Origin of the sequence: Treponema saccharophilum DSM 2985, from assembly GCF_000255555.1 — a bacterium.
Lineage (GTDB): Bacteria > Spirochaetota > Spirochaetia > Treponematales > Treponemataceae > Treponema_D > Treponema_D saccharophilum.
Window position 1 is genome coordinate 16,569 of sequence record NZ_AGRW01000054.1, and the last position, 13,855, is coordinate 30,423.

Annotated in this window: 10 protein-coding genes; all 10 read left to right on the top strand. The window is 58.4% G+C overall.

Annotated features, from left to right (window positions below):
* The first annotated feature begins 8 nt into the window (after nt 1-8).
* The 10 genes from TRESADRAFT_RS12590 (at nt 9) to lon (ending at nt 13,645) form a co-directional block, all read left to right on the top strand.
* A complete protein-coding gene (locus tag TRESADRAFT_RS12590) occupies nt 9-761 on the top strand; it encodes a tetratricopeptide repeat protein (protein ID WP_002706182.1) in 753 nt (250 codons plus the stop codon).
* Nucleotides 751-1,773, top strand: coding sequence for a DNA-processing protein DprA (locus TRESADRAFT_RS15390; RefSeq protein ID WP_002706183.1), 1,023 nt, complete (start codon nt 751-753; stop codon nt 1,771-1,773). The genes TRESADRAFT_RS12590 and TRESADRAFT_RS15390 overlap by 11 nt, the downstream gene beginning before the upstream one ends.
* Nucleotides 1,774-1,919: 146 nt before the next feature.
* Nucleotides 1,920-4,151, top strand: a complete 2,232-nt coding sequence (topA, locus tag TRESADRAFT_RS12600; protein ID WP_002706184.1) for a type I DNA topoisomerase — start codon at nt 1,920-1,922, stop codon at nt 4,149-4,151.
* Between the two features lie 3 nt (nt 4,152-4,154).
* Nucleotides 4,155-5,114 (top strand): tyrosine-type recombinase/integrase, encoded by a 960-nt coding sequence (locus tag TRESADRAFT_RS12605; protein WP_002706185.1) that lies wholly within the window; start codon nt 4,155-4,157, stop codon nt 5,112-5,114.
* Nucleotides 5,115-5,146: 32 nt separating this feature from the next.
* Nucleotides 5,147-5,692 (top strand): ATP-dependent protease subunit HslV, encoded by a 546-nt coding sequence (hslV, locus tag TRESADRAFT_RS12610; protein ID WP_040843206.1) that lies wholly within the window; start codon nt 5,147-5,149, stop codon nt 5,690-5,692.
* Between the two features lie 24 nt (nt 5,693-5,716).
* Nucleotides 5,717-7,066, top strand: a complete 1,350-nt coding sequence (gene hslU / locus TRESADRAFT_RS12615; protein WP_002706187.1) for an ATP-dependent protease ATPase subunit HslU — start codon at nt 5,717-5,719, stop codon at nt 7,064-7,066.
* Nucleotides 7,067-7,150: 84 nt separating this feature from the next.
* The gene (locus tag TRESADRAFT_RS12620; RefSeq protein WP_245534357.1) at nt 7,151-7,492 is read left to right on the top strand and encodes an FHA domain-containing protein; all 342 of its coding nucleotides are present in this window, start codon (nt 7,151-7,153) and stop codon (nt 7,490-7,492) included.
* A 65-nt stretch (nt 7,493-7,557) separates the two neighbouring features.
* On the top strand, nt 7,558-8,661 hold the full coding sequence (locus TRESADRAFT_RS12625) for a metallophosphoesterase (protein ID WP_141607398.1): 1,104 nt from the start codon (nt 7,558-7,560) through the stop codon (nt 8,659-8,661).
* 118 nt (nt 8,662-8,779) lie between these two features.
* Complete coding sequence (locus TRESADRAFT_RS12630; RefSeq protein ID WP_002706191.1) at nt 8,780-10,768, top strand: protein kinase domain-containing protein; 1,989 nt, start codon at nt 8,780-8,782, stop codon at nt 10,766-10,768.
* A 462-nt stretch (nt 10,769-11,230) separates the two neighbouring features.
* Nucleotides 11,231-13,645, top strand: coding sequence for an endopeptidase La (gene lon, locus TRESADRAFT_RS12635; RefSeq protein WP_141607436.1), 2,415 nt, complete (start codon nt 11,231-11,233; stop codon nt 13,643-13,645).
* Nucleotides 13,646-13,855: the final 210 nt, after the last annotated feature.

A 13,855-nucleotide genomic window follows, 5' to 3' on the forward strand; every position in this document is an offset into this window, starting at 1 on the left:
AGAACAGTATGTCTAGGATTTTGAATGTCGTTTTTACGAAAGGCGCCGCGGTCGTTCTGTCCGCTGCTTTTTTGTCGGCATCGCTCTGCGGATGCGCGAAGTCGAACAGGACTATACAGCGTATGCAGCGCCTTGAGGAGAACGTCTCCTCGCCGACGACGGAGGCTGAGCTGAAGGACGCGATAAAGAAATATCAGGACCGCGTCGCCGACATCCAGCTTGCGAACGCGCAGGTGGGCATCTGGTACAAGATGCTCGCCGTCCGGTATCTCGACGCGAAGATGTACGGCGAGGCGCTCAAGAATTTTCAGGCGGCGCTGAATTATTATCCAGCGAACCAAAACCTGTTCTACTGGACCGGCGTGTGCGCGAGCTTCATGGCATCTGCCGCCCTCGATTTCGACGCGACAGGCTCGTCGGCGGAGCACGACAACTACTTGAAGCTCGCCGAATCGTCGTTCCTGCGCGCGCTGTCGCTCGACCCGCGGCATGCAAAGGCGCTCTACAGCATCGGCGTCCTCTATGTGTGGGACATGCACAAATTCGACAAGGCAATCCCGTACCTTGAGACGCTCCTGCAGATTCAGACGAAGGACACCGACGCGATGATGGTGCTCGCGGCGGCGTATTTCGGGAACATGGATTACGACAAGGCGGTCGGCATGTACGACAGAATAATCGCCACGACGAAGCTCGAGCAGAAGAAGAACGAAGCCCTCGCGAACAAGAAAATCGTTATGGAAAAGGCATATGGGAAATGACGGGGAGTTCGGGTTCCTCGCGAACCTTTTCGTCTCGGGGATGTTTTTCCTCACGCTGAAGGAGAAGCTCGATTTCAGGCGACGGGCGCTCGCAATCGCGGACGAGTCCGGCACCGACAGGGCAGTGTCCTGGCTCAGCTCTCTTTCATCCCAGTCCGTCGGCTCCGATATCGGAAGGAAAATCCGCTCGAAGTGGAGCGGCGGGGAATGCCTGAAAAACGCCGAGCGCGCGGGAAACATAATCGGCTCGTTCGGGATTCGTTCGGTTTTCTACGGGGACGAGGGGTTTCCCGCGATGATGTCGAGGACGCAGGCGGAGGTGAAGGATCCTCCGTTCTCGCTTTTCTACAGGGGAAAACTGGATGTTTTGGGGCACGCATGCGTCTCCGTCGTCGGAACGCGCCGCGCGACTGCCGGCGGGCGGCGGGCGGCGTTCGATTTTGCGCGGGATGCCTGCGATGACGGGCTGACCGTCGTGAGCGGGCTTGCGTTCGGAATAGACATCGAATCGCACAAGGGGGCGCTGTCCTCCGTGACTCCGCATACCGCGGCAATTCTTCCCGGCGGAATCGACACGATTGTCCCGTCGTCGCACGCGAGATATGCCGCGCGCATACTCGAAAGCGGCGGCCTTGTCGCAAGCGAGTATCTTCCCGGCACTCCCGCGGAGAAATTCAGGTTTGTGGAGCGGAACAGGATAATCGCGTCGTTGTCCCCCGCAACCGTCGTGATTCAGGCGACTGCGGGAAGCGGGGCGATGATAACGGCGTCAATGGCGCTCGATTACAACAGGTACGTTTTCTTCCATTCGGAGAATTTCGCGCCTCAGGCGCTCTCTCTTGACGGGGCTGTTCGGAATGCGCTCCTGCGTGACGCAAAATCGGGCGCCCGCTCGGCGTCGTCGGTCGCCTCCAAAATGGAGAATTCTCCCTCCGCGTTCGTCGAGTCCGGGGCTGTTGTCATTTCTTCCTATAAAGAATATAAAAATCATCTGTATGTGTCGAACATATAAAGAGGCGTGTCCGGGATTCATTGCGTTTTCCGGGCGTGCCGGTGCGGGATTCGGGAAAATAGTGTCCGGCTCCCGCTAAAACAAAAGCGGATGGGCGGAAGTGCGCCCGAGTCCATCCCCAAAAATCAGCAACAAAGAGGAAAAGAATGGCAAATGATTCTTCTTCTACGGAAACGGCGGCGGTAGTCCCCGTGGAGAAAACGGCGGCCAAGCCCGCCCGGAAATCCTCCAAGACAGGCAAGTCAAAATCAGCAAAAAAAGCAAAGAAAAAGACGCTCATAATAGTCGAGTCCCCCGCAAAAGCGACGACAATCGAGAAGTATCTGGGGCCGGGCTTCACCGTCAAGGCATCCATGGGGCATCTCATAGACCTTCCCAAATCGAGGATGGCCATAGACATAGAGAACAATTTCCAGCCGGAGTACATAACGGTCAGGGGACGGGCAAAGCTTTTGAAAGAGCTTCAGAAGGACGCGAAGAAGAGCGACAGGGTCCTGCTCGCGTCGGATAATGACCGCGAGGGGGAGGCGATCGCGTGGCATCTCAACAAGGCGCTTCAGGGAAAAACCGATGCCGAGATAAAGCGCATCGTCTTCAACGAGATAACGCCCGTCGCCATAAAGGATGCCGTGAAGAATCCCGGCGACATCGACGAGAGCAAGGTCAACGCGCAGAAGGCACGGCGCGTCCTCGACCGGCTCGTCGGCTACAACTTGAGCCCGCTTTTGTGGGAGAAAGTGAAGAACGGGCTTTCGGCGGGGCGCGTGCAGTCTGTCGCGCTCCGGCTGATTTGCGACAGGGAGAAGGAAGTCGAGGAATTCATCCCCGAGGAATACTGGACGCTTGAGGCGGATTTCGCGAAGGGGCGGAGCGTGTTCACAGCGCAGCTCGTGCAGTACAAGGGCGAGAAGCCGAATTTGAGGAGCGAGGCGGACGTCAACGCGATAATCGCCGAGATACGGAATTCCGAGTGCCGCGTATCCGACGTGAAGGTTTCGGAGAAGACGGTGCGCCCGAAGCCTCCGTTCACGACGAGCAAGATGCAGCAGGCGGCGGCGAACAGGCTCGGCTTCAATTCGAGGAAGACGATGCAGATTGCGCAGCAGCTCTACGAGGGAATCCAGATGGGCGAGCACCGCGTCGGACTTATATCCTACATGAGAACGGATTCCGTGAGGATTTCGCAGACCGCGCTCGATGAGGTCCGCGGCTGGATTTCCAAGAACCATCCCGCCGAGCTTCCGCCAGAGCCGATTGTGTACGCCGTCGGAAAAGGCGCGCAGGATGCCCATGAATGTATCCGCCCGACGTACAGCTCGTACACCCCGGACGACGTCAAGAATTACCTTTCGCGCGACCAGCTCCGCCTTTACACGCTCGTCTGGGAGAAATTCGTGTCGTGCCAGATGGTGAACGCGAAGAGCGCGACGACAAGCGTCGACATAACTGCCGGCGACGCGATTTTCAGGTGCTCGGCGAGCCGCCTCGTGGAGAAGGGATTCTACAAGGTCATAAAGCTTCTGTCCTCGAAGGACGACGTTTGCGGGAGCCTTCCGTCGCTCAAGAAGGACGAGGTGCTTTCCTCCGAGCATTCGTTCTATCCGGAGCAGCATTTCACGCAGGGGCCGGCGCGCTACACGGACGCATCGATGGTCAAGGTTCTTGAGGAGAAGGGAATCGGGCGGCCTTCGACGTACGCGCCGATTATATCGACGCTCCTCGACCGCTATTATGTCCAGCGCAGCAACAAGCAGCTCGTCCCGACTCAGCTCGGGCGCATGATATGCAAAATCCTCGTGGAGGCGTTCCCCGCCGTCATAAACGAGGGGTTCACTGCGGAGGTCGAGAACAAGCTCGACGAGGTGGAGAAGAACAATATCGTCTGGAACGACATGATAGGAGAATTCTACGGGCCGTTCCGGGAGCGGATAGACGAGGTCGAGCGCACGCAGGAATCGATAAAGGGATTCCTCGACGAGAAGACCGACAAGGTGTGCGAGAAATGCGGGAAGCCGATGCTCAAGAAGCTCGGCAGGTTCGGCTATTTCCTCGCCTGCACGGGATTCCCCGAATGCAAGAACACGAAGTCGATTCCGCTCGCGAAATGCCCCGTCGAGGGGTGCGACGGCGAGATTGTCGAGAGGAAGAGCAAGGGGCGCGGGCGTTCTTTCTACGGGTGCACGAATTTCCCGAAATGCAGCTTCCTCACGCATTTCAAGCCGATTGAGGCGACGTGCCCGAAGTGCGGCTGGTTCCTCGTCGAGAAATTCGACAAGAAGAACGGCACGTACAAGTCGTGCATAAATCCTGCCTGCGATTACCTCCATTCCGAGACGGACGAGGAGATTCCGGGCGCTTCGGCGGAGGACGACTCGTAGGAAATGGCTGAGGGCGAAATAGTTGGCGGAACGGCGCGGCAATCCCCGCCGCTCGGCTCGTGCGTGTCGGAATTCCTCGTGTACCTTGAGGGCGTTCTCGTTTTGTCGGGGAACACAATCGCCGCGTACCGGAACGACCTTTCCCAGTTTTTGGGGATGCCGGGATTTTCCGGCTCGCTTCCGGTCGGCTCCGTCAGCGTCGAGATGCTCCGGCAGTGCATCGGCGTCCTTTCGAGGATGGGGCGTGCCGCGAGTTCGATAAACAGGTTTGTCGCGTCAGTCCGCTCTCTTTTCGCCTACTGCAGGCGGCTCGGCTACATAACGGCGAATCCGGCCCTCGAATTGAAGTCCGTCAAGGTTCCGAGGCGGATTCCGCGCTTCATGACGCAGGCGGAGGTGGACAAAATCTGCGCGCAGCCGGCGGAATGCGAGCTTCTCTGGGAGAAGCGGGACACGGCGCTTTTCGAGATGATGTATTCGAGCGGCTGCCGAATCGGCGAGCTGGCGGGGCTTTCCCTTCCGGATGTGAGCTCGGACTACTCGCAGGCTGTCGTCACCGGAAAGGGGCGGAAGGACAGGCTCGTGTTTTTCGGAGAGGACGCGCGGAAGGCGATGCGGGCGTATATCGAGGACAGGAAGGAGCGGTTCGGGATTATGAGCCTCCAGTCCGTCAATGCGTTCTTCGTGAACCAGCGGGGGGAGCGGCTTTCCGTGCGCGGAATCCGTTATATACTCGACCGGTATTCCGGGGCGGAGGGCACGAACCACCACGTCACGCCGCATTCGTTCAGGCACACGTTCGCGACGTCGCTCATAACGAACGGGGCGGACGTGCGCCTCGTGCAGGAGCTTCTGGGGCATTCGAGCATATCGACGACGCAGCGGTACACGCACATAAGCACCGAGAAGATGATAGAGCTCTACAACAAGGCGCATCCCCATGGCGGGGACGGAAGCCGCTGAAAGGTTTGGATTTTTAGGAAGGAAAAATGAAGATGAAAGATGAAGTGAAAATCCGCAGCACGACGGTCGTTGCGGTCAAGAGAAACGGGAAGGTCGCCATGGCAGGCGACGGTCAGGTCACGCTCGGAAACACGGTCTGCAAGGGGAACGCCCGCAAGGTCAGGAAGATATTCGGCGGGAAAGTCCTTACGGGATTTGCGGGAAGCGTTGCCGACGCGTTCACGCTGCTCGACAAATTCGAGGAGAAGCTCAAGGAATTCAACGGCGACATAACGCGCGCCGCCGTGGAGCTTGCGAAGATGTGGCGCACCGAGAAAATGTACAGGAACCTTGAGGCGATGCTGATTGTCGCGGACGCGTCGAAAATCCTGCTCATTTCCGGCGACGGGAACGTAATCGAGCCGGAGAACGACGTCCTGGCGATAGGTTCGGGCGGAAACTACGCCTATTCGGCGGCGCTTGCCTATCTCGACTCGTCGGAGCTTTCCGCGCGCGAGATTGCCGAGAGAAGCCTGCGCATTGCGGGAAACATCTGCATATACACGAATTCGAACATCACCGTCGAGGAAATCGGCTGAAAACCGGTACAAGGAAGGAATAAAATGGAAGGACTTACCCCGAAGCAGATAGTCGAGAAGCTCGACCAGTACATAATCGGGCAGGAGAAGGCGAAGCGGGCCGTCGCGGTGGCTCTCAGGAACAGGCTCAGGAGAATTCAGCTTCCCGAGGAAATCAGGGACGAGGTCGCGCCGAAGAACATCCTCATGATTGGGCCGACGGGCGTGGGAAAGACGGAGATTGCCCGCCGCCTCGCAAAGCTCGTCAACGCGCCGTTCATAAAGGTCGAGGCGACGAAATACACCGAGGTCGGCTATGTCGGGCGCGACGTCGAGAGCATGGTCCGCGACCTGATGGCTGTCGGGTTCAACAACGTGAAGAAGGAGATGGAGGAATCCATGCGCAAGGAGAGCGAGCCGAAAGTCGAGGAGCGCCTCCTTGACCTGCTCCTTCCCGGAAGCGGCGAGGACGGCGCGGCGAAGGATGACGGCGGGAACAAGCCCGTCGTGTCCGCCGAGACTCGCGAGAAATTCCGCGCGATGCTCAGGAGCGGTTCGCTTGAGGAGCGCGAGGTCGAGGTTTCCGTGAAGAAGAGCCGCGGCGCGCCGAGCATGGGCATCATCGCGGGCGGAAGCCTTGACGACATACAGAGCGGGATGATGGACATACAGGACATGCTTTCCGGCAAGAACGTGAAGAAGCGGTTCGTCTCCGTCAGGGAGGCGCGGAAGATAATCTCCGAGGAGGTGCTCGACTCGATGATTGACGCGGACAAGGTTTCCGACATCGCCCGCGAGCGCGTCGAGCAGAGCGGAATCATCTTCATAGACGAGATTGACAAAATCGCGACGAAGAACGAGTCTTCTGGCGGTCAGGTCAGCCGCGAGGGCGTGCAGCGCGACATACTCCCCATCGTCGAGGGCAGCAAGGTCAACACGAAATTCGGCGTCGTGGACACGACCCACATCCTGTTCATCGCGGCGGGCGCGTTCAGCCTTTCAGCCCCGAGCGACCTCATCCCCGAGCTTCAGGGACGCTTCCCGCTCCGCGTGGAGCTCGAGTCGCTCACCAAGTCCGATTTCAGGCGCATCCTCCTCGAGCCGAAGAACGCCCTCACGAAGCAGTACACCGCGCTCCTCGAGACCGAGGGCGTCAAGATTTCGTTCACCGACGACGCAATAGAGCGCATGAGCTTCCTCGCGGAGGACGTCAACGCGAAGAGCGAGAACATCGGCGCGCGCCGTCTCCATACGATAATGGAGAAGGTGCTCGAGGATATCAGTTTCGATGCGGACGAGCATTCCGGCGAGACGATAACGGTCGATGCCGGATACGTCGACGAGAAGCTGACGGGCGTCGTCCAGGACCAGGATTTGAGCCGCTATATACTGTAGCGGGAGTGCCCTGCGGAAAAAAATCCGCGGGGCATGTTTTTCCTGTTTGCCGTTTGCCGGTTCATGATTTATAATCTTGGCATTATGGAACAAACAATAATGTCATCAAGCCCGCTCGGGCAGCGTTTGGAAAAGATTTCCGCGGGAGCTCCCGTCTCCTATCTCACGTTCAACAAGAAGAAAATCAACCTCGTCGAGAAGATGTCCATCGGGCGCAATCCCGACTGCACGATTGTCGTCGAGGACAAGGCCGCAAGCCGCCTTCATGCGACGATACAGAAAATCAAGGACGCATATTTCCTTAAGGACGAGAAAAGCACGAACGGCACTTTCGTCAACGGGCACAGGATTCCCGAGGATAAGTTCGTCAAGCTCAAGGCTGGCGACGAATTGAAAATCGGCAACACCACGCTTGTTTTTGCTTGAGCGGAACGCCCCGCGCTGCCGGTGATTCGCTCAAGGCTCCGGGGCTTCTTTTTTCGGTGCCGGCCGTGTATTCCAACGATACAAACGAAATTCTCAGCCGCATGGAGCGGTTCCTTTCCGACGGGGAGCTTCCCTCGTACGACGGGCTCATATCGCTTTGCAATGCGGTGACTTCCGTTCTCGAGACGGAGGATTCCTCATACCGTCCGTACGATTCGTCGGGGAGCCCGGGCGGTCTTCTCGACTTTTCGTCCCCGTCGATGCGCAGCCTGCCGGTCGTCGTCGTTCCTGACCTCCATGCGCGCGGACGGTTCCTCCTCGATGCGATGTATTTCCGCGTCGATTCTGCGGGCGGGCGGACTGTCATCGACCTCCTTTCGTCCGGGGAAATCATCGTCTGCTGCGTCGGGGACATCTTCCATTCCGAGTCGCGCGCGCGCAAACGGTGGGACGATGCGTACCAGGATTTCCGCGCCTACTATTACGACGGGGAGCCGTCGTCGCGGTTCCTCGACAGCGCGGCAATGAACGCCGAGATGCGGGAGAATTTCTCCCTTCTCCAGATGATTTTCCTCCTGAAGCTTTCTTTTCCGAAATTTTTCCACGTCCTGAAAGGAAATCACGAGAACGTGAAGAACGCGACCTATTCTCCGGATGACGATGACGGATTCGGAAACAGGGCCTTCAGGAAATTCTGCGAGGAGGGGCTTATGTGCGCGGAATTCATCAGGGGCTATTACGACGACCTGCTCCTCCATTGCGTCGGATGCTTCGAGCGCGCCCTTCCGCTTTGCCTTATGTCCGGAAAGTGCGTCGTGAGCCATGCCGAGCCGCGGCGCGCGTTCAGGAAGGACGAGATTGTCGGGGGAATGCGCGATGACAATGTCGTGTTCGGGCTGACGTGGACCGCGAACGGGGACGCCGCTCCGGAAAGCGTCTCGGAAACCGTCAGGCATCTGTACAGGACGGGGAATCCGATTGCGGATATGCTCGGAAGGAGGACGCGCGATGTCGTCTGGTTCGGCGGCCACCGCCCGATTGACGGCAGGTACGCGGAACGGCAGGGCGGCCTTTTCGTACAGATTCACAATCCGTCGCGCGAATTCGTCTCGCTCGTGCTTCCGTCGCGGAAATTCAACCCGGAGACGGACATCTTCGATGTGGGGTAACGGTCGCGGGCTTCTGCTTTCCGCCTGCGGCAAACCGTCATAGAGAGAAAAAACGGACAAAGCTGCCCTGAATGAAACGGTACGGGCAGGGACAATTAAAAAAAGGAGAATCAGAAAAATGGCAGACAATGACAAGACAGTCGCGCAGACAGTCGCTGCGGCTCCCTCTCCAAAGCAGAGTGCGGCGAGGACTGCGCGCAAGGTTGTGCCTCAGGCAACCGTGGCGAGCACTGTCGCGGTGACGAAAGCCGCGGAGACGAAGACAATCGCCGCGAAGCCCCCGGCAAAAAGCGCGCCGAAGCCTGCGACGAGAACCGCATCGAAATCGCCGGAAACAGTTTCCGTTCCCGCCCCGTCAAAAACGGTCGCGCGGAAAGCCACCCCGTCAAAAGAACCGCGGAAAATCGGGAAGTATATAAAGGAGAAGAAGCTCGCGCAGGGCGGAATGGGCGCAGTCTACATCGCAAGCGACCCGGAGCTGGGGAACAAGGTCATAATAAAAAAACTCCTCCTGAAGAACAACGCTGCCGCCGAGGACAGGTTCAAGCGGGAGGCGAACATACTCCGCGAGCTGCAGAACCCGCATATCGTGAACACGTACGAGTACTTCAAGCTCAACAGGAGCAGCTATCTCGTCGAGGAGCTTATTGAGGGATGCTCGCTCGACAGCCTCATCGAAAAATACAAGGAATACCGCGCGAACGACATAAAGGACGACGCTTCGTCGACATGGAAGGGCACGGGGCCGCTCGGAACGGAGCTCGCGCTGCTTGTTTTTCTCGACGCCTGCTACGGCCTGAATTTCGCGCACAGGAAGAACATCGTCCACAGGGACATCAAGCCCGGGAACCTGCTGATTTCGCGCGATGCCGAAGTGAAGCTGACCGATTTCGGAATCGCATCCGACGACAAGGCGGACCCGTCTGAAGGCGACGACGACGACGATGACGACGATCCCGTCGATTCCGAGGGGCTTACTGTTGTCGGCTCCATGCTCGGGACGCCTTCCTACATGTCGCCCGAGCAGGTGCGCGACTCGAGCTCCGTCGACAGGCGGGCAGACATCTATTCGATGGGTGTCATGCTCTACGAGATGCTGACCGGGGAGAAGCCGTTCGGATGCCCCGTGAAGTTCGACGCAAGGAAGAAGAAATACGTCGAGGACGAGGAGGTTTCCCGCGCGATAATGAAGGGGCGGTATTCGAGCCCGAGAAAATTCAACCCGTCCGTCCCGCGGAAAATATGCTCGATGATTCGGAAGATGCTCCGCTACGATGCGGGAAAGCGCTACGACTCGATGGAGCCGATTATCAGGATTCTCGCCGCCCACCTCTCGAAATTCGACAAGTCGAAAATCCGGCAGGAGCTTGCGGTGATGGTCCGCGGGCTTTCGGACAACAAGAAGCACAAGATTCAGATTTACGAGCGGCGGAAGCCTGTCGCGCAGATGTTCGCGGCGTGCGTTTTCGGCGCGCTCGTTGTCATCGGCGGGTCGATGTGGCTGTGGCGGAACGGATACGTCCACAAGACGCTCCTCAGCCCGTGGTACACGCCGGTCGACCTTACGATGAAGATTCCAGACAAGGGCGTGGACAACGTCTACAGCACGAACCTCCCGATGATGGCGTTCTTCTTCGAGGACGAGGGCGAGCAGGAGGAGGTGGGGAATTCCTCGCGCAAATTCGAGAAGAAGGGCGGCACGGACGGAAAGAGCCAGATTTTCACCACGCGTCCTGTCTATCTCCAGAAGGGGCGGTACCGCATCAAGGTTGTTTTCGGTTCGTATATCATTTGGAGGTCCGTCAACGTCGGCAAGAGCGGGGAGAACATCGTCATCGACGACCTCGTTTCGATGAAGGACAGGCGGATATCGATAACGGCGCGGGCGTTCGACCTCAAGACGGGCGCGGACCTTACGCAGAAGACGAAGTTCACGCTTTTCTACAAGGGCGACTGGGTCTCGCTCCAGAAGGTGCCGCCGAAGGATATCGTGTCGGGCCGCGCGTGGAAGGTGCGCGCCAACTGCGACGGGTATTCGACGAAGGAATTCTCGATGCTCATAGACTGGTATCAGGACAGCATCATACTGAACGCGGGGCTTGAATAACGGGAGCCGGCTCTTTTCATTGCGGACTGCAGGCGGGCGGAGCTGCCCCTTGCGGCCCGTTTTTTTTCGTCCGCGCCGTTTTTTACGCCGGGATTGCGCCGCCTCCTTTTTCCTTGCCGATGAATCTCCCAATTTGTTATATTCTTTGTCATGGCTGATAACGAAAACAAAGAAACAGAGAACGAAATCAACGTTCAGGACGCCTCCCAGAACGGGACTTCCCAGGAAGCAGAGCAGCAGGAAGCGGAGCCGAAAGAGACGGAGCCGCAGGAACCGGAATCCGGGAACGCGGGCGACAGCAAGAACGTCTTCGAGATAAAAATTTCCGCGCACAGGCGTGGCGGGGATGACGGGGAGGACGGCGACGGCGGAAATGACGGCAGCGACGGGAAGATAAAGCGCAAGATAGAGCGCGCGCTCACGTCGTCGATAACGTCAGCCCTCAACAACGCGCTCCTTTCGATGGACGAATTCATCCCGAAAAAAATCCACATACTGCCGCTTTCGGGGCATCCGATTTTTCCGGGCATATTCACGCCGATTATGGTCAGCTCCGCGGAGGATACCCAGACCGTGGAGAACGCGGCCGACGGGAACAACGGCTACATGGGGTTCGTCCTCACGAAGGGGGAGGAGGAATCCCCGTCCGCGTCCGAGCTTTACAAGGTCGGGACGCTCGTGAAAATCGTGAAGAAGATAAACCTCCCCGACGGCAACGTGAACGTGTTCGTCTCGTCGATACGGCGCTTCCGCATTCGGAAATTCATCTCGGCGTCGGCTCCGTTCTACGCGTCCGTCGAATACCTCGAGGACGAGGAGACCGATTCGTTCGAGGTGAAGGCATTGACGCGCGCGCTCGTCAGCGAGATGAAGGAGATAAGCGAGAACAACCCGCTTTTCTCAGAGGAGATGCGCGTCAACATGGTGAACATCCAGAACCCGGGGCGCATCGCCGATTTCGTCGCGACGATACTGAACATCGGGCGCGGCGAGCAGCAGGAAATCCTTGAGGAGACGAACGTCCGCCGCAGGCTCGAGCAGGTTCTCGTCTACATAAAGCGGGACCAGGACCTCATCCACATCCAGAAGCGGATTCAGGAGGAGCTCCGGGACAACTTCGAGAAGAACCAGCGCGACCACTTCCTCCGCCAGGAAATGAAGATGATTCAGGACGAGCTCGGTTCCGGCGTGGACGGAAGCGACTACCAGAAGCTGAAGGCGAAGATTGACGCGTTCAAATTCGAGGGCGAGATAAAGGAGACGCTCGACAACGAGCTTGAGAAGTTCAAGCTGATGGATCCGAGCGCGTCCGAGTACTTCATGGAGCGGAACTACCTTGAGCTTGTCGTCTCCCTGCCGTGGCGCGACGAGGCGAAGCCTGGGTTCGACATAAAGAACGCGTGCCGCATACTCGAGAAGGACCACTACGGGCTCGACGACGTGAAGAAGCGCATCCTCGAATTCCTTTCCGTGAGGAAGCTCCGCGACGACAGCAAGGGCTCCATAATGATTCTCGTCGGGCCGCCCGGCGTCGGAAAGACGTCGATAGGGCATTCCATTGCGGACGCGATGGGGAAGCCGTTCTACCGGTTCAGCGTCGGGGGGCTGCGCGACGAGGCTGAGATTCGCGGTCACCGGCGCACATACATCGGCGCGCTTCCCGGAAAAATCCTCCAGGGGCTGAAGATAACGAAGTCGAAGTCGCCCGTGTTCATGATTGACGAAATCGACAAGATGGGCGCGAGCTATTCGGGCGGGGATCCCGCGAGCGCGCTTCTTGAGGTTCTCGACCCCGAGCAGAACGTCAGCTTCCGCGACACCTACCTCGACCTTCCGTTCGACGTTTCGAACGTCTTCTTCATCCTCACCGCGAACACGCTCGACACGATTCCCGAGCCGCTCCTCGACCGCGCCGAAATCGTGTTCCTTTCGGGGTACATCGACCAGGAGAAGATTGAGATTGCGCGGAAATACCTCATCCCCAAGACGCTCGAGAAGAACGGGCTGTCGAAGAACCAGGTGAAATTCACGAAGGAGGCGCTTTTGCGGATTGCGGAGGAATACGCCCGCGAGTCCGGCGTCCGCCATTACGAGAAGTGCATCGACAAGATATGCCGCAAGATTGTCCTTGAGGGGCTCACCGGGATTCCCGCGGATGCGAAGCGTATTTCCGACGTGAAGGTCGGCGACGGCGCGGACTCCCTTTCGGGGATGGCGTTTACCGTCGGCGCGGACGACCTCAAGAAATACCTCGGGATGCCGGTGTTCGACGAGGAGGACGTGAAGAAGGCGGATGTCCCGGGAACGGCGATAGGGCTTGCGTGGACGAGCATGGGCGGCGACACGCTCCTCCTTGAGGCGATAACGTATCCGGAGCAGGGCGGCGGCCTTGTCCTCACCGGGCAGATGGGCGACGTCATGAAGGAATCCGCGCAGATTGCGATGAACTGGTGCCGCTCGTATGCCGTGGAGCACAAAATCAGGGGCGCGGAATGGTTCGACCAGAACGTCGTCCACCTTCACATCCCCGAGGGCGCGACGCCGAAGGACGGGCCGAGCGCCGGAATCACGATGGCGACGACGTTCATGTCGCTTCTCACGGGCAGGCTCATAAAGCCGAACGTTGCGATGACGGGCGAGCTCGATTTGACCGGGCGCGTGATGCCGATTGGCGGGCTTCGCGAGAAGACTGTCGCGGCGAAGAGGAACGGGATAAAGACGATATACATTCCCAAGGCGAACCTCCGCGACCTTGAGGAGATTCCCGAAATCGTCAAGACCGGCGTGAAATTCATTCCGGTGACGCATGCGATGGACGTTTTGAGCACGGTCTTCCAGCCGGAGCCGAAGAAGGCGTCCGAGGGATACGGGTTCTAGGTCCGTACCCGCGTTTTTGTGCGCCGCTTCCGAAAAAAGGTATTTCAGAACGGCGCGTTTCAAGGTACCCTGTTCCGGAGCCGATGGGGACACGGACGGGGGTATGGCATAGTACATTAACCGCAAGAAAGTTTGTCATGCCGGGCGGCTTCGGTAGCTGCCGAGTTCCGAAAGACGCTTTTCACGTTAATCTACTATATTTTTCGGGGG